18 protein-coding genes and 1 tRNA gene are annotated in these 22,814 nt (G+C 70.0%); 11 read left to right on the top strand and 8 right to left on the bottom strand.

The genetic code is table 11. From position 1 onward, the window contains the following. Nucleotides 1-51: 51 nt before the first annotated feature. Nucleotides 52-1,785: a lytic transglycosylase domain-containing protein gene (locus tag AAW14_RS14505; RefSeq protein ID WP_265563918.1), complete on the bottom strand. Its 1,734-nt coding sequence runs from the start codon at nucleotides 1,783-1,785 to the stop codon at nucleotides 52-54. Nucleotides 1,786-2,056: 271 nt separating this feature from the next. On the opposite strand from AAW14_RS14505, the gene AAW14_RS14500 reads away from it, so the two are divergent. Next, on the top strand, nucleotides 2,057-2,911 hold the full coding sequence (locus tag AAW14_RS14500) for a DUF4184 family protein (RefSeq protein WP_265563916.1): 855 nt from the start codon (nucleotides 2,057-2,059) through the stop codon (nucleotides 2,909-2,911). Here AAW14_RS14500 and AAW14_RS14495 read toward each other — a convergent pair. Both AAW14_RS14495 and polA read right to left on the bottom strand, forming a co-directional pair. Beyond that, nucleotides 2,838-3,302, bottom strand: coding sequence for a hypothetical protein (locus AAW14_RS14495; protein ID WP_265563914.1), 465 nt, complete (start codon nucleotides 3,300-3,302; stop codon nucleotides 2,838-2,840). The two genes, AAW14_RS14500 and AAW14_RS14495, sit on opposite strands and share 74 nt — an antisense overlap. Nucleotides 3,303-3,653: 351 nt before the next feature. Beyond that, a complete protein-coding gene (gene polA / locus AAW14_RS14490) occupies nucleotides 3,654-6,380 on the bottom strand; it encodes a DNA polymerase I (protein WP_265563912.1) in 2,727 nt (908 codons plus the stop codon). A 122-nt stretch (nucleotides 6,381-6,502) separates the two neighbouring features. Between polA and AAW14_RS14485 the strand changes: the two genes are divergently transcribed. The 9 genes from AAW14_RS14485 (at nucleotide 6,503) to AAW14_RS14445 (ending at nucleotide 16,459) form a co-directional block, all read left to right on the top strand. Continuing rightward, nucleotides 6,503-8,794, top strand: coding sequence for an FdhF/YdeP family oxidoreductase (locus tag AAW14_RS14485; RefSeq protein WP_265563910.1), 2,292 nt, complete (start codon nucleotides 6,503-6,505; stop codon nucleotides 8,792-8,794). Nucleotides 8,795-8,844: 50 nt separating this feature from the next. Next, complete coding sequence (locus AAW14_RS14480) at nucleotides 8,845-9,333, top strand: hotdog fold thioesterase (protein WP_265563907.1); 489 nt, start codon at nucleotides 8,845-8,847, stop codon at nucleotides 9,331-9,333. Between the two features lie 62 nt (nucleotides 9,334-9,395). After that, the gene (locus AAW14_RS14475) at nucleotides 9,396-9,818 is read left to right on the top strand and encodes a hypothetical protein (protein WP_265563905.1); all 423 of its coding nucleotides are present in this window, start codon (nucleotides 9,396-9,398) and stop codon (nucleotides 9,816-9,818) included. Beyond that, a complete protein-coding gene (locus tag AAW14_RS14470; protein ID WP_265564117.1) occupies nucleotides 9,815-10,432 on the top strand; it encodes a Tat pathway signal sequence domain protein in 618 nt (205 codons plus the stop codon). The genes AAW14_RS14475 and AAW14_RS14470 overlap by 4 nt, the downstream gene beginning before the upstream one ends. 288 nt (nucleotides 10,433-10,720) lie before the next feature. Continuing rightward, a complete protein-coding gene (locus tag AAW14_RS14465; protein WP_265563904.1) occupies nucleotides 10,721-11,950 on the top strand; it encodes a branched-chain amino acid ABC transporter substrate-binding protein in 1,230 nt (409 codons plus the stop codon). A 111-nt stretch (nucleotides 11,951-12,061) separates the two neighbouring features. Beyond that, nucleotides 12,062-12,994 carry a branched-chain amino acid ABC transporter permease gene (locus tag AAW14_RS14460; RefSeq protein WP_265563902.1) on the top strand — a complete coding sequence of 311 codons (933 nt, stop codon included), beginning with the start codon at nucleotides 12,062-12,064 and terminating at the stop codon, nucleotides 12,992-12,994. Nucleotides 12,995-12,999: 5 nt separating this feature from the next. Next, nucleotides 13,000-14,829 carry a branched-chain amino acid ABC transporter permease gene (locus AAW14_RS14455; RefSeq protein ID WP_265563900.1) on the top strand — a complete coding sequence of 610 codons (1,830 nt, stop codon included), beginning with the start codon at nucleotides 13,000-13,002 and terminating at the stop codon, nucleotides 14,827-14,829. 5 nt (nucleotides 14,830-14,834) lie between these two features. Then, nucleotides 14,835-15,746, top strand: a complete 912-nt coding sequence (locus AAW14_RS14450; RefSeq protein WP_265563898.1) for an ABC transporter ATP-binding protein — start codon at nucleotides 14,835-14,837, stop codon at nucleotides 15,744-15,746. After that, complete coding sequence (locus AAW14_RS14445; protein ID WP_265563896.1) at nucleotides 15,743-16,459, top strand: ABC transporter ATP-binding protein; 717 nt, start codon at nucleotides 15,743-15,745, stop codon at nucleotides 16,457-16,459. Before AAW14_RS14450 ends, AAW14_RS14445 begins: the two co-directional genes overlap by 4 nt. A 100-nt stretch (nucleotides 16,460-16,559) precedes the next feature. Here AAW14_RS14445 and AAW14_RS14440 read toward each other — a convergent pair whose 3' ends face one another. After that, nucleotides 16,560-17,210: an ANTAR domain-containing response regulator gene (locus AAW14_RS14440; protein ID WP_265563894.1), complete on the bottom strand. Its 651-nt coding sequence runs from the start codon at nucleotides 17,208-17,210 to the stop codon at nucleotides 16,560-16,562. Nucleotides 17,211-17,308: 98 nt separating this feature from the next. Here AAW14_RS14440 and AAW14_RS14435 point away from each other — a divergent pair. Continuing rightward, nucleotides 17,309-17,391 (top strand) — tRNA-Leu (locus AAW14_RS14435). Nucleotides 17,392-17,475: 84 nt separating this feature from the next. Here the strand turns inward: AAW14_RS14435 and pyk are convergent. The 4 genes from pyk to AAW14_RS14415 all read right to left on the bottom strand — a co-directional run bounded on the left by pyk (nucleotide 17,476) and on the right by AAW14_RS14415 (nucleotide 22,622). Further along, nucleotides 17,476-18,912: a pyruvate kinase gene (gene pyk, locus AAW14_RS14430; RefSeq protein ID WP_265563890.1), complete on the bottom strand. Its 1,437-nt coding sequence runs from the start codon at nucleotides 18,910-18,912 to the stop codon at nucleotides 17,476-17,478. Nucleotides 18,913-19,103: 191 nt separating this feature from the next. Then, the gene (locus tag AAW14_RS14425) at nucleotides 19,104-19,814 is read right to left on the bottom strand and encodes an SIMPL domain-containing protein (RefSeq protein ID WP_265563888.1); all 711 of its coding nucleotides are present in this window, start codon (nucleotides 19,812-19,814) and stop codon (nucleotides 19,104-19,106) included. A 46-nt stretch (nucleotides 19,815-19,860) separates the two neighbouring features. Next, nucleotides 19,861-21,270 (bottom strand): lysine N(6)-hydroxylase/L-ornithine N(5)-oxygenase family protein, encoded by a 1,410-nt coding sequence (locus AAW14_RS14420; protein ID WP_265563887.1) that lies wholly within the window; start codon nucleotides 21,268-21,270, stop codon nucleotides 19,861-19,863. Next, on the bottom strand, nucleotides 21,267-22,622 hold the full coding sequence (locus AAW14_RS14415; RefSeq protein ID WP_265563886.1) for a pyridoxal phosphate-dependent decarboxylase family protein: 1,356 nt from the start codon (nucleotides 22,620-22,622) through the stop codon (nucleotides 21,267-21,269). Before AAW14_RS14415 ends, AAW14_RS14420 begins: the two co-directional genes overlap by 4 nt. Nucleotides 22,623-22,814 lie beyond the last annotated feature (192 nt).

Genomic DNA, 22,814 nt, shown 5'->3' with positions numbered 1-22,814 from the left:
GCCCCTCCGCGTGGGAGGGGCGCCGCCGTCGTGCACGGTGGAGATGCGGCGCTATGCGCTGGGGCTGGGAGTGGGACTGGGGCTGGGGCTCGCCGGAGGGGCGGCCGCCGCGACCTTCAGTTCCACCGTCAGGGTGGCGCCGCCTGCGGTGGTAATGCGCAGCAGGAACGTGCCGGTCGTGCTGTCGGCGTACAGCTTCGGGAGCTTCAGCAGGCCCTTTGCGTCGGTCTTGAGGCCCGTGAGCGTGCGTACGGTCTTGCTGTCGGCGTCCTTGAAGTAGGGGCCCTTGTCGTTCTCGGTCGGGTCGTCGGCCGACTTGACGAGGGTCGCGGTGGCCGCGACGCCGTCGGCGACGGCGCCCTTGTACGTCGCCTTCACCTCGACCTGGTCGGCGAACTCACCACCGGGGGTGCAGGTCAGCTCGGTGTCGCTGGTGCGGGCGAGCGTGTCGGCCCGGCGTTCGGTGACGGTGACCGGGTAGTCGAGGCCGGTGACCGTGCGGCCCACGACGAGGGCGCGGACCTTGAAGTCGCCGGTCTTCTCGCCCGCGGCCAGCGCGGGTGCCGTGGCCTTGCCCATGTTGTCGGAGACGACGGTCGCCACCGTTTCGCCCCCGGTGAAGGTGGCGTCCGTGTCGCCGGTGATCATGAACCGTACACGGACCTTCGGCACGGACTTGCCGTCCTTGGTCACGGCCTTCACCACGATCTTCTGGGCGAAGGTGTGGCCCGCCATTGCGGACAGCCTTCCGGTTCCGCCGTCCGCCAGATGGTCCACCGTGTCGGTGGGGGTGGGCGGAGTGGGCGATGGGGCGGGCTTGCCCGGCGGCGGGGTCGGGCCCGGGGTGGTACCGGGGGTGGGGCCGCTGTCCGGCTTGTGGGTGCCGGGCTTCTTGGTCTTCTGCGGCACCGGGGGCGTGGGGACAGGGTTCGCGCCGGAGTTGTCGTCGCTGCGGTGCGAGGGCGCCGTGCCCGTGCCGTCCGGGATCGAGTGGGTGCCCTTGCGGTAGTACTCGTACCAGGAAAGGACGGTGTTCAGATAGTCCTGCGAGTTGTTGTAGCCGAGGACGGCCTCGTTCATGTCGGCCTGGACCGACAGGTCGCGGTCGGAGCGGCACAGGTAGTGGGCGGCGGCGAGGGCGGCGTCGTAGATGTTGTTGGGGTCCTTGACGCCGTCGCCGTTGCCGTCGCGGCCCGCCCAGGCCCAGGTGGACGGGATGAACTGCATGGGGCCGACCGCGCGGTCATAGGTGGTGTCGCCGTCGTAGGCACCGTGGTCGGTGTCCTTGATCGCCGCGAAGCCGTTGCCGTCGAGGACCGGGCCCAGGATCTTCGAGTACGTCGTGCCGTTCGCGTCGACCCGGCCGCCGTCGGCCTGGCCGGACTCGACCTGGCCGATGGCGGCGAGGAGCTGCCAGGGCAGGTTGCAGCCCGGCTTGGACCGCCCGAGTTCGGCCGCGGCCTTCTTGTAGGCGTCGAGGACCGTGGCGGGGAGTCCGGCCTCCCCGGTGCCGATGGCGCCGGTGGCCGGTCCGGCGCTCGGACTGGGTGTCCCAGTGGGGCTGTTGAGCGGGGGGAGGTCGGTGTAGTACCCGCCGTTGCCGGTGGCGGTGCCGTCGCCGTTGCCGGTGGCGTCGGGGGTGGCCTGGGCACCGGTGGCCCGTCTGTTCTGGTCGTCGATGGTGGCTCCCGGAGCCTGGGACGCGGTCAGAGCAGCGACCGCGGCCGCGGCCACAGCGGTGGTTGCCGCACCCTTGCGCAACCTCCTGCCGATTTGCGCCGCCATTGAGTGAACCCCTCCCGTCGACGACCTTGTGTGTGCTGTTGTGGTGCCATTTGTGTTCGACCATGCGCCGGACGCGGCGACCCAGTGACCCTACGACAACTTCCCCCACCCGGGCACCCGTTGGCGCCCGGTTTTCACCACTTGGTCATGTGTGCTTCGGCCGGACGCAGGAGACGGCCGATTCGCCTCACCTTTTTCATGCGTCCCTCATACTGGATGTCTGTGATCGCCGGGTGGTTGTGCCCGGCCAGCGATTGCCGCGGGAGCCGATGTGCCGTTCACCCTCAGCCATGCCGCGGCCGTGCTGCCCGCCGTGCGCGGGGACGGGTCGGGGCGCTGGCAGTTGGTGCCCGCGGTCCTCGTCGCGGGCTCGTTCGCGCCCGATGTCACCTATTTCGCGGCGAGCGCCGTGTCCAGGGCGATGGACTTCGGTGGCGTCACGCACTCCCGCGCCGGGGTGTTCACGGTCGATGTACTCATCGCGTGGGCGCTGGTAGGGGCATGGCTGCTGCTCCGGGAGCCGCTGGTGGCCCTGCTGCCGTCGAGCGCACAGGGGCGGGTGGCGGCCCTGGTGCGCTGTGGCACACCACGGCGGGAGGTGTCGCCTCAGATGTTTCTGCGGTGGTACGTCTCCGCGGCGCTGGGTGCGCTGACGCATGTGGTGTGGGACGCGTTCACGCATCTGGGCCGGTGGGGGACGCGGTCGTTCCCGGTGCTGGGACGGCAGCTGCCGGGGGCGCCGCTGTACACCTATCTGCAGTACGGGAGTTCGGCGGTGGCGGTGGTGGCGATCGCCGTGTTCTTGGCGGTCGTGCTGCGGCGGCTGCCGGCCGATGCGGCCGCGGTGGCGCGGCTGCCGGTGCTTTCCTGGGCCGACCGGTGGCTGGCGGGCGCGGTGATCGGCGGCTGCGCGGCGGCTGGGGCGGTGCAGCGGGCGTCGCGCTGGTGGGCCTACTGGGGGGCGACCGCCAGGCCGTGGGACCTGATCCCGCCGCTGTGCTTCGGCGCGGGTGCCGGTCTCGTGGTCGGGCTGGCGCTGTACGTGGCCGGTGTCAGGGCCTGGCGTCCGGCCGTCGACGACCCGGCGGGCGCTCGTGGGGAACCGAGCCGGCCCGCGCCCCGCTGACCGCCTCTCCGGTGCGCGCCGGGAAACGGGGGCGGCGGGAGGCCGCGGCGCGGAGCATCTCCCGGGCCAGGGTGAGGGCGGTGCGCAGCCGTGGGGCGGTGGGGGCGCCCGCGGGGTGGTCCTGCCGGTGACCGACGAGGCCACAGGACGGCTCCCGGTCGCCGGGCAGGGCGAGGCGAAGGGCCCGGAGGCGGGAGACCAGCGCGGTGCGGACACTGCGGATGTCCCGGGTCAGCCGGGCGGTGAGCGCGGAGGTGTGGGCGGGGAGGGAGCAGGCGGGCAGACGGGCGGTGCTCGCACCGAGCGCATGGGCCGGGACCGGGGGCAGCAGAGCGGCGAGCACGAGGGCTGCGCGGGTTGCCGTGCGACGCGTGAGCGGACGTATACCCATGGCGGCATCTTCACGCCGACCCCGGCGGCGGGGCGTTTTCGCGGGGGCCGCCCGAGTGACGGTCACCTCGAAGGCCCGGCCGGTCCGGGGTGCGCCAGGGGATGGGCTTGCCCTGCGGGCGGCCCGCGGATGGAGCGGGCCGCGGAGGCTGTGCCCCTCCAGCTCCGGGAAGCCCTGCCCCGGGCCTGAAGACCCGGTACTGCGGACCCGCCCCCCGTCGCGGCGAAGAGGAGTCGGCCACCTGCCCGCCGGGTCCTGGCCCGTGGCTGCCGGGCCACCCGGATCGGTCCGACGCCACTCCGAGGCGGCCTCCGGCAGGCAGGCGCCTGCCGGCGGTCCGGTCGGTCCGGGTCAGTGGGCTGCCGACTCCCAGTCCACTCCGGATCCCACCGACACATCCAGCGGGGCTCTCAGCTGCACCGCGCCCGCCATCTCGCGGCGCACCAGTTCCTCCGTCCGTTCCCCCTCGCCCGGGGCGATCTCCAGGACGATTTCGTCGTGGACCTGGAGGAGGATGCGGGACTTCAGGCCGGCCTCGCGCAGGGCTCGGTCCACGTTCAGCATGGCGATCTTGACGATGTCCGCGGCCGTGCCCTGGATCGGGGCGTTCAGCGCCATCCGCTCCGCCATCTCCCGGCGCTGGCGGTTGTCACTGTTCAGATCGGGGAGATAGCGGCGCCGGCCGAACAGCGTCTCCGTGTAGCCCGTGGCCCGCGCCTCGTCCACCACGCGGCGCAGATAGTCCCGTACCCCGCCGAAGCGCTCGAAGTACGTGTCCATCAGGGCACGGGCCTCCGCCGCCTCGATGTTCAGCTGCTGGGACAGGCCGAATGCCGACAGGCCGTACGCCAATCCGTACGACATCGCCTTGATCTTGCGCCGCATCTCCGCTTCCACCGCCGAGCGGCCGACACCGAACACCTGGGAGGCGACCGTGGTGTGCAGGTCCTCACCGGATGTGAACGCCTCGATCAGGCCCTCGTCCTCCGACAGGTGCGCCATCACGCGCAGCTCGATCTGGCTGTAGTCCGCGGTCATGAGCGACTCGAAGCCCTCACCCACCACGAAGCCCCGGCGGATCGCCCTGCCCTCGTCCGTCCGCACCGGGATGTTCTGCAGGTTCGGGTCCGTCGACGACAGGCGGCCGGTCGCCGCCACCGTCTGGTTGAACGTGGTGTGGATCCGGCCGTCCGCTGCGATCGTCTTGATCAGGCCCTCGACCGTCACCCGCAGCTTCGCCTGCTCACGGTGACGCAGCATGATCACCGGCAGTTCGTTGTCCGTCTGGGTCGCGAGCCACGCCAGCGCGTCCGCGTCGGTCGTGTAGCCCGTCTTCGTCTTCTTCGTCTTCGGCAGGCCCAGCTCGCCGAAGAGGACCTCCTGGAGCTGCTTGGGCGAGCCCAGGTTGAACTCGTGCCCCGCCGCCGCGTACGCCTCCTTCACCGCCTGCTGGACGGCGCCGGCGAACATCTGCTCCATGGCCTCCAGGTGCGCCCGGTCGGCGCCGATGCCGTGCCGCTCCATGCGGGCGAGCAGCGCGGAGGTGGGCAGCTCCATGTCCCGCAGCAGGTCCGCCGCACCGACCTCGTGCAACTTCTCCTCGAACGCCTGGCCGAGGTCGAGGATCGCGCGGGCCTGGATCATCAGCGCCTCGGCCTCGGCGCCGTCGTCCGCACCGAACGCGAGCTGTCCGTCGGCCGTGGCCGCGGGTGCCAGCTCGCGGCCCAGGTACTCCAGCGACAGCGCGTCCAGCGCGAAGGAGCGACGGCCCGGCTTGACCAGGTAGGCCGCGAGCGCCGTGTCCATGGTCACGCCCTCGAGGGACCAGCCGTGCTCGGGCAGGACCCGCATGGCGCCCTTGGCGTTGTGCAGCACCTTGGGCTTGTCCGGGTCGGCGAGCCATCGTGCGAGCGCCTGCTCGTCCGCTTCGTCCAGCTGCGTCGGGTCGAACCACGCCGCCGCCCCGTCGGCAGCGGCGAGCGCCACCTCGGCCACCGCGCCCGTGCCCAGCCCCCATGAGTCCACCGTGGCCATGCCCAGGAGCTGTGCGCCGTGCTCCGCGAGCCACGGCTTCAGCTGGCCCGCCCCCAGCACCGCACCGTCCAGTTCGACGCCGGCCGCCGCGACCGGTGTCGCCTCGGCCTCCTCGGATCCGGGGTCGACGGCGAAGAGCCGCTCGCGCAGCGAGGGGTTCCTGATCTCGAGGGTGTCCAGGACCATCGCCACGGCCTTGCGGTCGTACGGAGCGCGCTCCAGGTCGGCGACCCCCTTGGGCAGCTCCACGCGCCGGTCGAGCTCCGTGAGCCGGCGGTTCAGCTTCACCGACTCCAGGTGGTCGCGCAGGTTCTGCCCGACCTTGCCCTTGACCTCCACGACGCGCTCGACCAGCTCCGCGAACGAACCGAACTGGTTGATCCACTTCGCGGCCGTCTTCTCACCGACGCCCGGAATGCCCGGCAGGTTGTCCGACGGGTCGCCTCGAAGCGCTGCGAAGTCCGGGTACTGCGCCGGCGTCAGCCCGTACTTCTCGACGACCTTCTCCGGGGTGAACCGGGTCAGCTCCGAGACGCCCTTCGTCGGGTAGAGGACCGTCGTGTGCTCGCTGACGAGCTGGAAGGAGTCACGGTCACCGGTGACGATCAGCACCTCGAAACCCTCGGCCTCGGCCAGGGTGGCGAGCGTGGCGATGACGTCGTCCGCCTCGTACCCCTCGACCGCGAAGCGCTGGGCGTTCATCGCGTCCAGCAGTTCGCCGATCAGCTCGACCTGGCCCTTGAACTCGTCCGGAGTCTTCGAGCGGTTCGCCTTGTACTCCGTGAACTCCTCGGAGCGCCAGGTCTTGCGGGAAACGTCGAACGCCACCGCGAAGTGCGTGGGCGCCTCGTCGCGCAGCGTGTTCGCCAGCATCGACGCGAAGCCGTAGATCGCGTTCGTCGGCTGGCCCGTCGCGGTCGTGAAGTTCTCCGCGGGCAGCGCGAAGAACGCGCGGTAGGCCAGCGAGTGCCCGTCCATGAGCATCAGCCGGGGACGGCCGCCGCCGGGGGTCTTCTCGGTCTTCTTCGATGCTGTCTCTGCCACGTCCACGATCCTGCCACGCCCCACTGACAGCGAGAGCCGTCCGGGCCCGGCCGGCTGCGTTGTCGGCGGCCCGTGCGAGGATCGGAGACCTACCTCACACGTACGCGAAGGGGAGGGCCGAGATGGCCAGCAAGCCGCCCACGGGCGACCCGGTCCAGGACGCGCCGCAGGTCGCCGAGCCGAAGCACGCCGCGGCGGGGCTGCCCGCGATCGGCCACACCCTGCGCATCGCACAGCAGCAGATGGGGGTCAGGCGCACGGCGCTGACGCTGCTGCGCGTCAACCAGAAGGACGGCTTCGACTGCCCGGGGTGCGCCTGGCCCGAACCGGAGCACCGGCACACGGCCGAGTTCTGTGAGAACGGTGCGAAGGCTGTGGCCGAGGAGGCGACCCTGCGCCGGGTCACCCCGGAGTTCTTCGCCGCCCACTCCGTGGCCGATCTCGCGACCCGCAGCGGCTACTGGCTCGGCCAGCAGGGACGGCTGACGCACCCCATGTATCTCCCCGAAGGGGGCGAGCACTACGAGCCGGTCACCTGGGAGCGCGCCTTCGACATCATCGCGGAGGAGATCACCGCGCTCGGCTCCCCCGACGAGGCCGTCTTCTACACCTCGGGCCGCACGAGCAACGAGGCCGCCTTCCTCTACCAGCTCTTCGCCCGCGAGCTGGGCACCAACAACCTCCCCGACTGCTCGAACATGTGCCACGAGTCGTCCGGTTCGGCGCTCTCCGAGACGCTCGGCGTCGGCAAGGGCAGCGTCCTGCTCGAGGACCTCCACAAGGCCGACCTGATCATCGTGGCCGGGCAGAACCCCGGCACCAACCACCCGCGGATGCTCTCGGCCCTGGAGAAGGCCAAGGCGAACGGCGCGCAGATCATCAGCGTCAACCCGCTGCCCGAGGCGGGCCTGGAGCGGTTCAAGAACCCCCAGACGCCCCAGGGCATGCTCAAGGGCGCCGCCCTGACCGACCTGTTCCTGCAGATCCGCATCGGCGGCGACCAGGCCCTCTTCCGCCTGCTGAACAAGCTGGTCCTGCAGACGGAGGGCGCGGTCGACGAGGAGTTCGTGCACGAACACACCCATGGCTTCGAGGAGTTCGCCGAGGCCGCCCGCGCCGCCGACTGGGAGGAGACGCTCACCGCGACCGGGCTCACCCGCGAGGAGATCGAGAAGGCGCTCGACATGGTCCTCGCCTCCGAGCGCACCATCGTGTGCTGGGCCATGGGCCTCACCCAGCACAAGCACGCCGTTCCCACCATCCGCGAGGTTGTCAACTTCCTTCTGCTGCGCGGCAACATCGGCCGCCCCGGCGCGGGCGTGTGCCCGGTGCGCGGTCACTCGAACGTGCAGGGCGACCGCACCATGGGCATCTTCGAACGGCCCGCGCCCGCCTTCCTGGACGCCCTGGAGAAGGAGTTCGGGTTCGCGCCACCGCGTCGGCACGGCTTCGACGTCGTACGGGCCATCCGCGCCCTGCGCGACGGCGAGGCGAAGGTGTTCTTCGCGATGGGCGGCAACTTCGTGTCCGCGTCGCCCGACACGGAGGTCACCGAGGCGGCCATGCGCCGCGCCCGTCTGACCGTGCATGTGTCGACCAAGCTGAACCGCTCGCACACGATCACCGGCGCACGTGCCCTGATCCTGCCCACCCTCGGCCGCACCGAGCGCGACGTTCAGAGCGGCGGCGAGCAGTTCGTGACGGTCGAGGACTCCATGGGCATGGTGCACGCCTCCCGCGGCCGTCTGGCGCCCGCGAGCCCCCACCTGCTGTCCGAGCCCGCCATAGTGTGCCGCCTCGCGCGCCGTGTGCTCGGCGCCGGCAGCAGGGTCCCGTGGGAGGAGTTCGAGAAGGACTACGCGGCCATCCGCGACCGCATCGCCCGGGTGGTGCCGGGCTTCGAGGACTTCAACGCGCGCGTGACGGGCTCTGCCGGCCGCCCCGGCGGCTTTGCGCTCCCCCACGCCCCCCGCGACGAGCGCCGCTTCCCCACCGCCACCGGCAAGGCCAACTTCACCGCGGCCCCCGTGGAGTACCCGGAGCTGCCCCTGGGCCGGCTCCTGCTGCAGACCCTGCGCTCGCACGACCAGTACAACACCACGATCTACGGCCTCGACGACCGTTACCGCGGCATCAGGAACGGCCGCCGCGTGGTCCTCGTCCACCCCGAGGACGCCCGCGCGCTGAACGTGGCGGACGGCTCGTACGTCGACCTGGTCGGCGAGTGGAAGGACGGTGTCGAGCGACGGGCCCCCGGGTTCCGCGTCGTGCACTACCCCACCGCCCGCGGCTGTGCGGCCGCCTACTACCCGGAGACCAACGTGCTGGTCCCGCTGGACGCCACCGCGGACACGAGCAACACCCCCGCGAGCAAGTCCGTCGTGGTCCGCCTGGAACAATCGGCGGCCGACTGAGCGTTTGCTCAGCCAGAGCCGAGTGACACCGATGAACGGAGCCGTACCCCATGGGTGAGCAGCACACCGTGAAGTTCCCGCAGGAAGTCCTTGACGAGTACGCCGCGCTCGGCGTCGACCTGCCCGCCCTCTTCTCCGCCGGACACCTCGGCACCCGTATGGGCGTGCAGATCCTCGAGGCCTCCGCGGAGCGCGTCGTCGGCACGATGCCGGTGGAGGGCAACACCCAGCCGTACGGACTGCTCCACGGCGGCGCCTCGGCGGTCCTCGCCGAGACCCTCGGCTCCGTGGGCTCCATGCTGCACGGCGGCAGCTCCAAGATCGCCGTCGGCGTGGACCTGAACTGCACCCACCACCGCGGGGTGCGCTCGGGCCTGGTCACCGGCGTCGCCACCCCCGTCCACCGGGGGCGCTCCACCGCGACGTACGAGATCGTGATCAGCGACGAGAGGGGCAGGCGCGTGTGCACCGCCCGCCTCACCTGCCTGCTGCGCGATGTGAACCCCGGCGACGAGGCACCTGTGCCCGTGACGGGCTGAGGTCCGAAGCCGACGTGCGCACCACCGTTGATCCCGGGCACCCGGAGCCCTAGCTTCATGGCATGGGAACGGGAGCAGTCCCCCGGCCGGGGTTGACGGTGTTCGGGTTGTGGTCCGGACTGGTGTTCCTGACGGGCGGGTTGGCGACCGGCTGCGGCAACTCCGGCACCGTGGACGGACCGAGGACGGGGCGGACCGTCTCCGCCCCGGCGTCGTCACGGGCCACACCTCCCGAGGAGCTGTGCGCGCGGGTGGTGGCGTCCTGGTCGCGCAGGGTGCTGGACGGCGACACGTACGGGGACTACCAGACGATGGGGCTGTCCAACGGACAGTACGAGATCCTTCGCACGGTCGTGGACGCCGCACGGGCCGTGAAGAAACGTCAAGGCGCCCGGGCCGCCGATGTGTTGATCGACCACAGGGCGCGCGAGGGGTGTGCCGACTGGTACCGCCGCGGCGGTCCGAGCAAGGGCCCGTGGCAGTGAGCGGCGTCGGTCCCGTCGAGCCGGGCGAGGGCACCCGGCCGAAAGACGCCCCGGACCGGGAGGCGCCGCCTCTGCTCGTCCGTCCGCGCGGACGCCTCGCGGGGCGGTACGACCGGCACCGCCGTGCCGTCCTCACGGCCGCGGCGGCCGCCGTCCTCCTCGCGGGCGGCGGCTACCTCTACGCCACCCGGCCGCAGATGCCGCCGCCCCCGGCGCCGCCGTACCCCGCCCAGGTCGTCGACATGATCTATCTGAACTCCGGGGCCGCTCCCGAGTCCACTCCCACCAGGGCCTTCACCTTCGCGGTCGCGCTGCGCGTGCAGTCCGGCCCGCCGGTCACCGTGACCCGCATAACCCAGCCCTACGCCGGGCTTTCCGTGTCCTCGGCCCCCCGCCCCCCTTTCCGCACAAACGCGGGCTCCACCCGCACGATTGCAATCACCATGCATGTGACGGAATGCGGAAAGGTGCCGGAGGGCGCCGGGCTGCCTTTCCTGGATGTAACTCTGCGTAATACACGCGCAATACAGATGCAGAGTTTCATCCTCGGATCACGCTATGCACACGACCTCTCGGAAGCCCTGCAAGCCGCCTGCAGCAACAGGTTCAGGTAATCACCAAAACAGTCGAGACGCCTGAACACGGCGGCGCACGTCCTGCAGGTTCTCACTATGTGGACGGGGCGAATCGGCCTGAATTCCGCTGTTCCACCCACCGAGTACCGCTCTGCATTACCTCGTGTCATAACAAGAGCGTCACAGCATTGGTCAGACCCTCCTCCACGTTCCCTGCACACGCTTAGAGTCACGGCCAGTCACCGCGCGGTCGGAAAGTCACTTCTGGCCCAGCGTTCGACTCGGCCACTTCCAGGGGGGAGGGCCGTGCCAGGGAAAGGACTGATCGTGCGTCAACGTTCGCTCATCGCCATTACCGCCGCGCTGGCGGCGGGAGCACTCACCCTCACCGCCTGCGGCTCACGAAGCGGCGACAAGGGCTCGTCCGGCAGCAGCGGTGGCACCACCGTGACCATCGGCGTCGACGCCCCGCTGACCGGCGACCTGTCCGCGATTGGCCTCGGCATCAAGAACTCCGTCGACCTCGCCGTCAACACCGCCAACAAGCAGAACTACGTCAAGGGCGTCACCTTCAAGATCGAAGCCCTCGACGACCAGGCGCAGCCCTCCTCGGGCCAGCAGAACGCCTCCAAGCTCGTCGCGGACAACAGCGTCCTCGGCGCCGTCGGTCCGCTGAACTCCTCCGTCGCCCAGTCCATGCAGAAGGTCTTCGACGACGCCAAGCTCGTCGAGGTCTCCCCCGCCAACACCAACCCGGCCCTCACCCAGGGCACGAACTGGCAGAAGACGAAGGCCCGCCCGTACAAGTCGTACTTCCGCACCGCGACCACGGACGCCATCCAGGGCCCGTTCGCCGCGCAGTACGTGTACAACACCGCCAAGAAGAAGAAGGTCTTCGTCATCGACGACAAGAAGACCTACGGCGCCGGCCTCGCCGCCACCTTCACCGAGGAGTTCAAGAAGCTCGGCGGCCAGATCGTGGGCACCGAGCACATCAACCCCGACACCAAGGACTTCTCCGCGGTCGCCACCGAGGTGAAGAACTCCGGCGCCGAGGCCGTCTACTACGGCGGCGAGTACCCGCAGTCCGGCCCGCTCAGCAAGCAGATCAAGGCCACCGGCGCCAAGATCCCGGTGGTCGGCGGCGACGGCATGTACGACCCGACGTACATCAAGCTGGCCGGCAGCGACAGCACCGGCGACCTCGCCACCTCCGTCGGCGCCCCGGTCGACACCCTCGACTCCGCCAAGCAGTTCGTGGCCAACTACAAGTCCGCCGGTTACAAGGAGGCGTACGCGGCCTACGGCGGTTACTCCTACGACTCCGCCTGGGCGATCATCGAGGCCGTGAAGAAGGTCGTCGAGGACAACGGCGGCAAGCTGCCCTCCGACGCCCGCGCGAAGGTCACCGCCGCGGTGCAGAACGTCTCGTTCGACGGTGTGACCGGCAAGGTCTCCTTCGACGAGTTCGGCGACGCCACCAACAAGCAGCTCACCGTGTACGCCGTGCAGAACGGTGCCTGGAAGCCGGTGCAGTCCGGTACCTACACGGGCTGATCCGAGCCCTCACCACCCACGAGCCGCGCGGGGCGCTGTTCCACAGGCGCCCCGCGCGGACTCGCATCCGGCCACATACGTCGAACATCCGAAAGTCTCGGAGGACATGCGGTGAACGCACTGCCGCAGCAGCTGGTCAACGGCCTGCTACTAGGATCCATGTACGGCCTGGTCGCCATCGGCTACACAATGGTCTACGGCATCGTCCAGCTCATCAACTTCGCCCACGGCGAGATCTTCATGACCGGAGCCTTCGGCGCCCTCACGGTCTACGTCTACATCCTGCCCAACGGCACATCCATGTGGGTCGCCCTGCCGCTGATGCTCATCGGCGCGATCCTGGTCGCCGTCCTCGTCGCCGTGGGAGCGGAACGGTTCGCCTACCGGCCCCTGCGCAACGCGCCACGCCTGGCCCCACTGATCACGGCCATCGGCCTCTCCCTCGCGCTGCAGCAGGCGGTCTGGGCCTGGTACCCCGACGCGAAGTCCGCCCGCACCTTCCCGCAGATCAGCGGAGGCCCCTTCCACATCGGCAGTGTCACCATCCAGACCGGTGACATCTTCCTCCTCGTCGCGGCCCCCATCAGCATGGCCGTCCTCGGCTACTTCGTCATGAAGACCCGCACCGGACGAGGCATGCAGGCCACCGCCCAGGACCCTGACACCGCCAAGCTCATGGGCGTCAACACCGATCGCATCATCGTGATCGCCTTCGCACTGGGCGCCACCTTCGCCGCCGTCGGAGCCGTCGCCTACGGACTGAAGTACGGTCAGATCGACTTCCGCATTGGCTTCATCCTCGGCCTTAAGGCCTTCACCGCGGCCGTCCTCGGTGGCATCGGCAACATCTACGGAGCCATGATCGGCGGCGTCGTCCTCGGCATCGCCGAGACCCTGGCCACCGCCTACATCTCGAACATCCCCGGCATGGGGAAGTTCGGCAGCCAGTCCTGGGCAGATGTCTGGGCGTTCGTACTCCTCATCCTCGTGCTCCTGTTCAGGCCCCAGGGTCTGCTCGGTGAGCGCGTCGCGGACAGGGCGTGACACCGATGACCACACAGACCACCGCTTCCGGCACCCCCAGCACCCCCGCCACGGGTGCCCCGTCCGGGCTCTTCGGCATCCCGTCGCACATCGGCCGCGCCCTCGCCACCGCGGGCGGCGCCCTCACCATCGTCTCGACGTTCACGGCCTGGACATGGACCGACGCCTTCCCCGGTGACCTCACCATCTACGGCTACCCGGGCGGCCTGCAGGTCCTCGTCCTCATAGGCGGAGTCCTCACCACTGTGTTCGGCCTCGCCACCTACGGCATCAAGGGCCTGCGCTGGCTCATCCCCGCCGGCGGCGACGCGGCCCTCAAGCTCGCCGCCCTGGCCACCTTCGCCACCGCCTGGTACACGGTCCTCGCGATCAGCACCGAACTCGGCGGCCTTGTCAACCTCGAGCCCGGCGGCTTCTTCGTGGCAATCACCAGCCTCGCCGCCCTCGTCGGAGCCCTCGCTCTTCCCTTCGAACAGCCGACTCCCGACTTCATCGACCCCGATGCCACCCGCTGGGAGCGCCGCAAGCACCAGGCCGCGTACGGATTGGCGGTGGTCAAGGCCGCCTTCGCCACCTCCGGCACGCGCCGCCCGCTGCGCAGTCTGCCCGCCTACGCCGAGATCCTGATCATCGTCGCAATCCTCGGGCTGGGCCTGACCGTCTTCACCTACGGCATCGGCACCCCGTACGACGAGCTCTTCATCGGCTTCCTGATCACCGTCGGATTCGGCTTCGCCGCACTCAACAAGTCCGGTCTGGTCGGTCAGGCCTCCCAGCTCACCGCCCGCCACCAGTCCATCACCACCTGCGGCGCCTTCGTCGCGGCGGCGCTGTTCCCCTTCACCCAGACCAACGACCAGTACGCGACCCTCGGCGTCTACATCCTGATCTTCGCCACGGTCGCCCTGGGCCTGAACATCGTCGTCGGCCTCGCCGGCCTGCTCGACCTCGGCTACGTCGCCTTCCTGGGCGTCGGCGCCTATGCCGCCGCCCTGGTCTCCGGCTCCCCGAGCTCGCCCTTCCACGTGCACTTCCCCTTCTGGGCCGCCGTCCTCATCGGCGCCGCCGCCTCGCTCGTCTTCGGCGTCCTCATCGGCGCCCCCACCCTGCGACTGCGCGGCGACTACCTCGCCATCGTCACCCTCGGCTTCGGTGAGATCTTCCGCATCACGGCGAACAACCTGGACGGCACCTCCGGACCGTCCCTCACCAACGGCTCGAACGGCATCTCCTCGATCCCGAACCTCGACATCCTCGGCTTCGACTTCGGTGCCCAGCACGACATCGCCGGGGTCACCATCGGCCGGTTCGCGAACTACTTCTTCCTGATGCTGATCATCACAGCCGTCGTGGTGCTCGTCTTCCGACGCAGCGGCAACTCCCGCATCGGCCGCGCCTGGGTGGCCATCCGCGAGGACGAGACCGCAGCCCTGGCCATGGGCATCAACGGCTTCAAGGTCAAGCTCATCGCCTTCGCCGTCGGCGCCTCCCTCGCCGGTCTCGCGGGCACCGTCCAGGCCCACGTCACCTACACAGTCACGCCCGAGCAGTACCAGTTCGCCGGTCCCATCCCGCCCAACTCCGCCTTCCTGCTGGCTGCGGTCGTCCTCGGCGGCATGGGCACGATCAGCGGCCCGCTCATCGGCGCCGCGCTGCTCTTCCTCATTCCCAACAAGCTCCAGTTCCTCGGCGACTACCAGCTTTTCGCCTTCGGTATCGCACTCATCCTGCTGATGCGCTTCCGTCCGGAGGGCCTCATCCCGAACCGGCGCCGCCAGCTCGAATTCCACGAAGAGGCGGAAGCGCCCACAGTCCTCAGCACGACAGGGGCCTGAACACGATGACCACCGACACCACCACCAAGGGCGCCACCCCGGACGCCACCGCTCCGGGCGAGGTCGTGCTCGACGCACGCGGCGTCACCATGCGATTCGGCGGCCTCACCGCCGTACGAGGCGTCGATCTCACCGTCAACAGCGGCGAGATCGTCGGCCTCATCGGCCCCAACGGGGCCGGCAAGACCACCTTCTTCAACTGCCTGACGGGCCTGTACGTCCCGACGGAGGGCGAAGTCCGTTACAAGGGCAACGTCCTGCCGCCCAAGTCCTTCAAGGTCACCGCCGCGGGCATCGCCCGCACCTTCCAGAACATCCGGCTCTTCGCCAATATGACGGTCCTGGAGAATGTGCTGGTCGGGCGGCACACCCGCACGAAGGAAGGATTCTGGTCGGCCGTGCTGCGCGGCCCGGGCTTCCACAAGGCCGAAGCCGCCTCCCGCGAACGCGCCATGGAGCTGCTCGAGTTCGTGGGCCTCGCCGACAAGGCCGAACACCTCGCCCGCAACCTGCCCTACGGCGAACAGCGCAAGCTGGAGATCGCCCGCGCCCTGGCCAGCGAACCGGGCCTGCTGCTCCTCGACGAGCCCACCGCCGGTATGAACCCGCAGGAGACCCGGGCCACCGAGGAACTGGTCTTCGCCATCCGGGACATGGGCATCGCGATCCTCGTCATCGAGCACGACATGCGCTTCATCTTCAACCTCTGCGACCGCGTCGCCGTCCTCGTCCAGGGCGAGAAGCTCGTCGAGGGCGACAGCGCGACCGTGCAGGGCGACGAGCGCGTCATCGCCGCCTACCTCGGCGAACCCTTCGAGGACGCCCCCGGCGACGAAGAGGTCGCCGAGGTCGAGGCCGCCGAGGCGCACGCCGAGAACACCACGGACGCCGCGCCCGGCAAGGAGAACGACCGATGACCGCACTGCTCGAAGTCGAGGACCTCCGGGTCGCCTACGGCAAGATCGAAGCCGTCAAGGGCATCTCCTTCAAGGTCGACGCCGGCGAGGTCGTCACCCTCATCGGCACCAACGGCGCGGGCAAGACCACCACCCTGCGCACCCTCTCCGGCCTCCTGAAGCCGGTCGGCGGCCAGATCAAGTTCAACGGCAAGTCGCTCAAGAAGTTCCCGGCCCACCAGATCGTCTCGCTGGGGCTCGCCCACTCCCCCGAGGGGCGGCACATCTTCCCCCGCATGACCATCGAGGACAACCTGCGGCTCGGAGCGTTCCTGCGCAGCGACAAGCCGGGCATCGAGCAGGACATCCAGCGGGCCTACGACCTCTTCCCCATTCTCGGGGAGCGCAGGAAGCAGGCGGCGGGCACCCTCTCCGGCGGCGAGCAGCAGATGCTGGCGATGGGCCGGGCCCTGATGTCCCAGCCGAAGCTGCTCATGCTCGACGAGCCGTCGATGGGTCTGTCGCCCATCATGATGCAGAAGATCATGGCGACCATCGCCCAGCTGAAGTCACAGGGCACGACGATCCTCCTCGTCGAGCAGAACGCCCAGGCGGCGCTGTCGCTGGCCGACCACGGCCATGTGATGGAGGTCGGCACCATCGTCCTCTCCGGAACCGGGCAGGACCTGCTGCACGACGAGTCGGTGCGGAAGGCGTACCTGGGCGAGGACTGAGCGGCTCCTTCCGGGAGATCCGACCGGAGCTCACGAAGAGGCCCGCCCCCCCCCCGGCCTTCCGGGGGTGCGGGCCTCACTCGTACGGGGAGGACGGGCCTCAGCCCTTCGCTGCCTTTTTCTCCTCGGCGTCCTGAATGACGGCCTCCGCGACCTGCTGCATGGACATGCGGCGGTCCATGGAGGTCTTCTGGATCCAGCGGAAGGCGGCGGGCTCGGTGAGCCCGTACTCGGTCTGCAGGATCGACTTCGCCCGGTCGACGAGCTTGCGTGTCTCCAGCCGCTGTGTGAGGTCCGCGACCTCCTGCTCCAGCGTCTTCAGCTCGTTGAACCGCGACACGGCCATCTCGATCGCCGGTACGACGTCGCTCTTGCTGAACGGCTTCACCAGGTACGCCATGGCGCCCGCGTCCCGGGCCCGCTCGACGAGGTCGCGCTGCGAGAAGGCGGTGAGCATGAGCACCGGGGCGATGCGCTCCTCGGCGATCTTCTCGGCCGCCGAGATGCCGTCGAGCTTCGGCATCTTCACGTCGAGAATCACCAGGTCGGGGTTGTGCTCACGGGCCAGTTCGACGGCCTGCTCACCGTCGCCGGCCTCACCTACGACGTTGTAGCCCTCTTCCTCGAGCATCTCCTTGAGGTCGAGCCGGATGAGCGCCTCGTCCTCGGCGATGACGACGCGGGTCGTCAGCGGAGGCACATGCGACTTGTCGTCGTCGGCGACGGGCTGGGGCGACTCGGGGGCGGTCACGGGGGCTCCTCGTTACGGGCCGGGCAGGTTGTGCTGCTTATGCAGCCTACCTAGCGGCGCCGGACGATGATGACCCGGTACACTCTCCGAAGTGCCGAGCCGGGTTGGTGGAACGGTATACACGGAGGTCTCAAACACCTCTGCCCGAAAGGGCTTGCGGGTTCGAATCCCGCACCCGGTACAACTCGCCGCGAAGCGGGGGCCCACATTCGTGTGGGCCCCCGCTTTCCGTTGCACAGGGTCACACCCGGTGACCCGGGGTGATCTACCGGGGGCTGTCGTCCTCCCCGATGTGGTGCACCCGCACCAGGTTCGTCGAGCCCGGGACGCCGGGCGGGGAGCCCGCCGTGATCACAACGATGTCGCCCCGCTCACAGCGTCCGTACTTCAGCAGCAGCTCGTCGACCTGGTCGACCATCGCGTCGGTGGAGTCGACGTGCGGGCCCAGGAACGTCTCCACGCCCCAGGTGAGGTTGAGCTGGGAGCGTGTGGCCGGCATGGGGGTGAAGGCGAGGAGCGGGATCGGGGAGCGGTAGCGGGAGAGGCGACGGGCGGTGTCACCGGACTGGGTGAAGGCGACCAGGAACCTGGCACCGAGGAAGTCGCCGATCTCCGCCGCCGCGCGGGCGACCGCCCCGCCCTGGGTGCGCGGCTTGTTGCTCTCGGTCAGCGGCGGCAGGCCCTTGGCGAGGATGTCCTCCTCCGCCGCCTCGACGATGCGGGCCATCGTCCTGACCGTTTCGACGGGGTAGTTGCCGACGCTGGTCTCCCCCGACAGCATCACCGCGTCCGTGCCGTCGATCACCGCGTTCGCCACGTCCGAGGCCTCCGCCCTGGTCGGGCGCGAGTTGTCCACCATGGAGTCGAGCATCTGTGTGGCGACGATGACCGGCTTGGCATTGCGCTTGGCGAGCTTGATCGCGCGCTTCTGGACGATCGGGACCTGCTCCAGGGGCATCTCGACGCCCAGGTCGCCGCGCGCCACCATGATGCCGTCGAACGCCGCCACGATCTCGTCGATGTTCTCGACGGCCTGCGGCTTCTCCACCTTGGCGATCACCGGCAGACGGCGGCCCTCCTCGTCCATGATGCGGTGGACATCCTTGATGTCCTTGCCGCTGCGGACGAAGGAGAGGGCGATGACGTCGAAGCCGGTGCTCAGGGCCCAGCGGAGGTCGGCCTCGTCCTTCTTGGAGAGCGCGGGGACGGAGACGGCGACGCCGGGGAGGTTGAGGCCCTTGTGGTCGGAGACCATGCCGCCCTCGACGACGAGGGTGTGGACGCGGGGGCCCTCGACGGAGGTGACCTCGAGGGTGACCTTGCCGTCGTCGACGAGGATGCGTTCACCCGCAGTGACATCGGCGGCCAGTCCGGCGTAGGTGGTTCCGCAGATCTGGCGGCCGCCTTCGACGCCTTCCTCGACGGTGATCGTGAAGGTGTCCCCGCGTTCAAGGAGTACGGGCCCTTCGGTGAATCGGCCGAGGCGGATCTTCGGGCCCTGAAGATCCGCGAGGATTCCCACACTGCGGCCGGTCTCGTCGGAGGCCTTTCGCACGCGACGACAGCGCTCCTCGTGTTCGGCATAGCTGCCGTGGCTGAGGTTGAAGCGGGCGACATCCATTCCGGCTTCGACCAATGCCTTGATCTGGTCGTACGAGTCGGTTGCGGGGCCCAGAGTACAAACGATCTTTGCTCGGCGCATGCTCCGAGCCTAGGCCTTACCGGCCGGTAGAGAATTGGTCCCGCATGACCACTCAACAACCTTTGCATGAAGCGTTATTGACAAGTATTGAATTGTGCGGTGACGCGCTCCGATGAGCATCCCGGAGAGAATTTCAGGCGTGACCGGAACACGCCCCGCATTGCCGCGACCACGGATGCGGGACGGGATCACTACAGCCGGGGCGGCGCCATGGTGAATTGTGCGTTCACCTCGGCGCGAACGTCCTGCCGCTGGGGTTCCAGGTCCATGGGGGCGCTGCCGCCGACGGCGTCCGCCGCGGAGCCGGCGGGCCGGGCCAAGGACCGGGCTCCGTATCCGTACGTCTGGGCGCCCCCGGCACCGGTGTCGGCGAGCTCGACGAGCGCCGTGAGGGTGGTGCCGAGCGCCTCGGCGTATTCACGGGCACGCTGCACCGCCTCGCGCACGGCCTGCTGCCTGGCCGCACGGTGGGCGGGTGAGTCGGGGCGCAGGGCCCACCAGGGGCCGTCGACGCGGGTGAGCTCGAGGTCGGCGAGGCGGGTGGCGAGTTCGCCCAGTGCGGTGAAGTCGGTGAGTTCGGCGGTGATGTGGACCAGGCCGTGATAGGCGCGCACGCGTTCGCCGCGGCCGCGTTGCGTCAGCTCGGGACTGATCGAGAGGGCTCCGGTCTCCAGCCTCTCGACCGCCTCCCCGTAGGACTTGATGAGGTCGAGGGCCCCGGCATTGCGGCGGGTGAGGTCGTCCAGGGCGGCGCGGCGGTCGGTGCCGCGGGCGGTGACCGTGACACCGATGCGGGCGATCTCGGGGTCGACTTCGAGATGGGCCTCTCCTCGGACGGCGATGCGCGGCGCGTCGGGAGTGCCGTAGGCGGGCGGCCGGGGTTCCACGGGGCTGGAGTTCATACCTCCCACTCTGTCACCGACGCCCCCGAAGGTCAGAGCGGCTTCCTTACCGTCCGTCGATGAGCGGAGCGAGGACCTGGGACCGTCGGGCGGGCGGAATGTGGTCCGGCTCGTGGAGTCCGAAGGTGGTGAAGGCCGTCCGCCGGGGCATCGGGTAGGGCTCCTTGCCGGTGAGCGAGTTGAGGATCGCGGCGCTGCGCCAGGCGGCGAGGCCGAGGTCGGGGGCGCCGACGCCATGGGTGTGCAGTTCGGCGTTCTGGACGTAGACGGAGCCGGTGACACATGGATCGAGGACCATGCGGAACTGGTCGTCGATGCAGGGCCGCTCGCTGTCGTCGCGGCGCAGATAGGGGTCGAGTCCGGCGAGGAGACGGCCGAGAGGGCGTTCGCGGTAGCCGGTGGCGAGCACAACGGCACCGGTGGTGAGGCGGGTCCGGGCGGCCTGCTGGGTGTGTTCGAGATGGAGTTCGATCTTGGTGGTGGCGAGGCACCCGGCGGCGCGGACGCGGACGCCGGGGGTGAGGACGGCGTCGGGCCAGCCGCCGTGGAGGGTGCGCCGGTAGAGCTCGTCGTGGATGGCGGCGATGGTCCCGGCGTCGATGCCCTTGTGGAGCTGCCACTGGGCGGCCAGGAGGCGGTCGCGCACGGGCTCGGCGAGGGCATGGAAGTAGCGGGTGTAGTCGGGGGTGAAGTGCTCCAGGCCGAGCTTGGAGTACTCCATCGGCGCGAAGGCTTCGGTACGGGCGAGCCAGTGGATCCTCTCCCGGCCGACGGGGCGGTGGCGGAGGAGGTCGAGGAACACCTCGGCGCCGGACTGGCCCGCGCCGACGACGGTGATGTGGTCGGCGGCGAGGAGTGCCTCGCGGTGGCGGAGGTAGTCCGCGGCGTGGATGACGGGCACGCCGGGTGCTTCGGCGAGGTGCGCCAGCGGTTCGGGCACATACGGTTCGGTGCCGACGCCGAGGACGATGTTGCGCGTGTACGTACGGCCGAGCGCCTCGGCCTCGCCGTCCGTGCCGAGCCGGGTGAAGTCGACCTCGAAGACGTCGCTTTCGGCCCTCCAGCGGACGGCGTCGACCTGGTGGCCGAAATGGACTCCGGGGAGGTTGCCGGCGACCCAGCGGCAGTAGGCGTCGTACTCGGCGCGGTGGATGTGGAAGCGCTCGGCGAAGTAGAAGGGGAACAGGCGGTCACAGGTCTTCAGGTAGTTCAGGAACGACCAGGGACTCGCGGGGTCTGCGAGGGTCACCAGGTCGGCCAGGAAGGGAACTTGGAGGGTCGCACCGTCGATGAGGAGGCCCGGGTGCCAGTCGAAGCCGGGGCGCTGTTCGTAGAAGGCGGTGTCGAGTTCGGCGAGGGGGTTGGCGAGGGCGGCGAGGGAGAGGTTGAACGGGCCGATTCCGATGCCGACCAGGTCACGGGGCTCTTCGGGCTCGGGGTGTGAAAGGTGGGTCATCGGGGCGTGCTTCCTTCCACCAGGTTCAGGAGTGTGGCCAGGTCGCCGGGGCGGCCGTGCGGGTTGAGGAGGGTGGCCTTGAGCCAGAGACGGCCGCCGAGCCGGGCACGGCCGAGGACGGCGCGGCCGTCCTGGAGGAGGGTGCGGCGGACGGCGGCGACGGTGTCGTCGGATGCCCCGACCGGCCGGAACAGGACGGTGCTGATGGTCGGCGGGGCGTGCAGCTCGAAGGCGGGGTGGGCCAGGACGAGGTCGGCGAACTCCTGTGCGCGGGCACAGACGCGGTCGACGAGGGTGCCGAGTCCGGTGCGGCCGAGCGTCTTGAGCGTGACGGCGATCTTGAGGACGTCGGGGCGTCGGCTGGTGCGCGGGGAGCGGCCGAGGAGGTCGGGCAGGCCCGCCTCGATGTCGTCGTCCGCATTGAGGTAGTCGGCGTGCTGCCGCAATGCGCGCAAGTCGCGGGGGTCGTGGACGGCGAGGAGGCCGGCGGCGACGGGCTGCCAGCCGAGTTTGTGCAGATCGAGCGTGACCGTGTGGGCGCGTTCGAGGCCGGTGAGCTTGGGACGGTGAAGGTCGGTGAAGAGCAGGCCGCCTCCGTACGCCGCGTCGATGTGCAGGCGGGCGCCATGGGCGGCGCACAGGTCTGCGATCTCGGGCAGGGGGTCGATGAGCCCCGCGTCGGTGGTGCCCGCGCCGGCGGCGACGATCAGGGGGCCCCTCAGCTCGGTGAGGACCGCCTTGAGCGCGGCGGGGTCCAGGGTGCCGTCCGGGGCGGGGACGACCACCGGTTCGGGCATGCCGAGGAGCCAGGCGGCGCGGGTCAGGGAGTGGTGGGCATGGGATCCGCACACGAGCCGGACGCCGCCGTGGGCTTCGCGGGCAAGGAGGAGGGCCAGCTGGTTGGACTCGGTGCCGCCCGTGGTGATCAGCGCGTCGGCGGCGCCGGCCTCCTGGGCGAGGGTCCGGGTGACCAGGGCTTCGAGCTCGGAGGCGGCCGGGGCCTGGTCCCAGGAGTCCAGGGAGGGGTTGAGGGCGCTGGCGGCGAGGTCGGCGGCGGTGGCGACGGCGAGCGGCGGGCAGTGCAGATGGGCGGCGCACAGTGGGTCGGCGGGGTCGGCGGCGCCCTCGGCGACGGTGTGGACGAGAGCTCGTAGGGCATCCGGGTCGCCCTCCGGGGGCAGTACGTCGCCGACGGCGGCACGCACCCGGGCGGCGACCGCTTCGGGGCCGCCCGCGGGCAGTGGTCCCCCGCGCGCCCGTGCGCCCTGTTCCAGGGCGCCGAGGACCGTCTCGAGCAAAGGCCGCAGGGCGCCGGGGCCTTCGGGTCCTGAGGCGAGGGGCGGCAAGCTCATGGGACGTCCTCCAAGCGCGCGTCAAGGGGAATCAAAGCCTGCATGCACGGAGGTTCTGCCCGCCCGCGGAGAACGACGATCCGACCCGAAAGGGGGTACTGCCGCAGCAAGTAGGTGCGGCGTGAGATATGGGGGACGTATGCGCCGTCGGCCTGCGCCCGGTGACGGACCGGGCACGGGCCGACGGGGAGG

It is taken from the genome of Streptomyces hygroscopicus (genome assembly GCF_026168105.1).
GTDB lineage: Bacteria > Actinomycetota > Actinomycetes > Streptomycetales > Streptomycetaceae > Streptomyces > Streptomyces hygroscopicus_D.
Note: the sequence above shows the minus strand (reverse complement) of the source record. Positions and strands in the feature narration are given on the sequence as shown.

Excerpts from the sequence above, each read along its gene's own strand:
- AAW14_RS14420 (WP_265563887.1), bottom strand. The coding sequence starts at position 21,270 with ATGACCCACCTTTCACACCCCGAGCCCGAAGAGCCCCGTGACCTGGTC.
- AAW14_RS14475 (WP_265563905.1), top strand. The coding sequence starts at position 9,396 with ATGGGAACGGGAGCAGTCCCCCGGCCGGGGTTGACGGTGTTCGGGTTG.
- AAW14_RS14485 (WP_265563910.1), top strand. The coding sequence starts at position 6,503 with ATGGCCAGCAAGCCGCCCACGGGCGACCCGGTCCAGGACGCGCCGCAG.
- pyk (WP_265563890.1), bottom strand. The coding sequence starts at position 18,912 with ATGCGCCGAGCAAAGATCGTTTGTACTCTGGGCCCCGCAACCGACTCG.
- AAW14_RS14480 (WP_265563907.1), top strand. The coding sequence starts at position 8,845 with ATGGGTGAGCAGCACACCGTGAAGTTCCCGCAGGAAGTCCTTGACGAG.
- AAW14_RS14445 (WP_265563896.1), top strand. The coding sequence starts at position 15,743 with ATGACCGCACTGCTCGAAGTCGAGGACCTCCGGGTCGCCTACGGCAAG.
- AAW14_RS14505 (WP_265563918.1), bottom strand. The coding sequence starts at position 1,785 with ATGGCGGCGCAAATCGGCAGGAGGTTGCGCAAGGGTGCGGCAACCACC.
- AAW14_RS14450 (WP_265563898.1), top strand. The coding sequence starts at position 14,835 with ATGACCACCGACACCACCACCAAGGGCGCCACCCCGGACGCCACCGCT.
- AAW14_RS14425 (WP_265563888.1), bottom strand. The coding sequence starts at position 19,814 with ATGAACTCCAGCCCCGTGGAACCCCGGCCGCCCGCCTACGGCACTCCC.
- AAW14_RS14495 (WP_265563914.1), bottom strand. The coding sequence starts at position 3,302 with ATGGGTATACGTCCGCTCACGCGTCGCACGGCAACCCGCGCAGCCCTC.
- AAW14_RS14455 (WP_265563900.1), top strand. The coding sequence starts at position 13,000 with ATGACCACACAGACCACCGCTTCCGGCACCCCCAGCACCCCCGCCACG.
- AAW14_RS14415 (WP_265563886.1), bottom strand. The coding sequence starts at position 22,622 with ATGAGCTTGCCGCCCCTCGCCTCAGGACCCGAAGGCCCCGGCGCCCTG.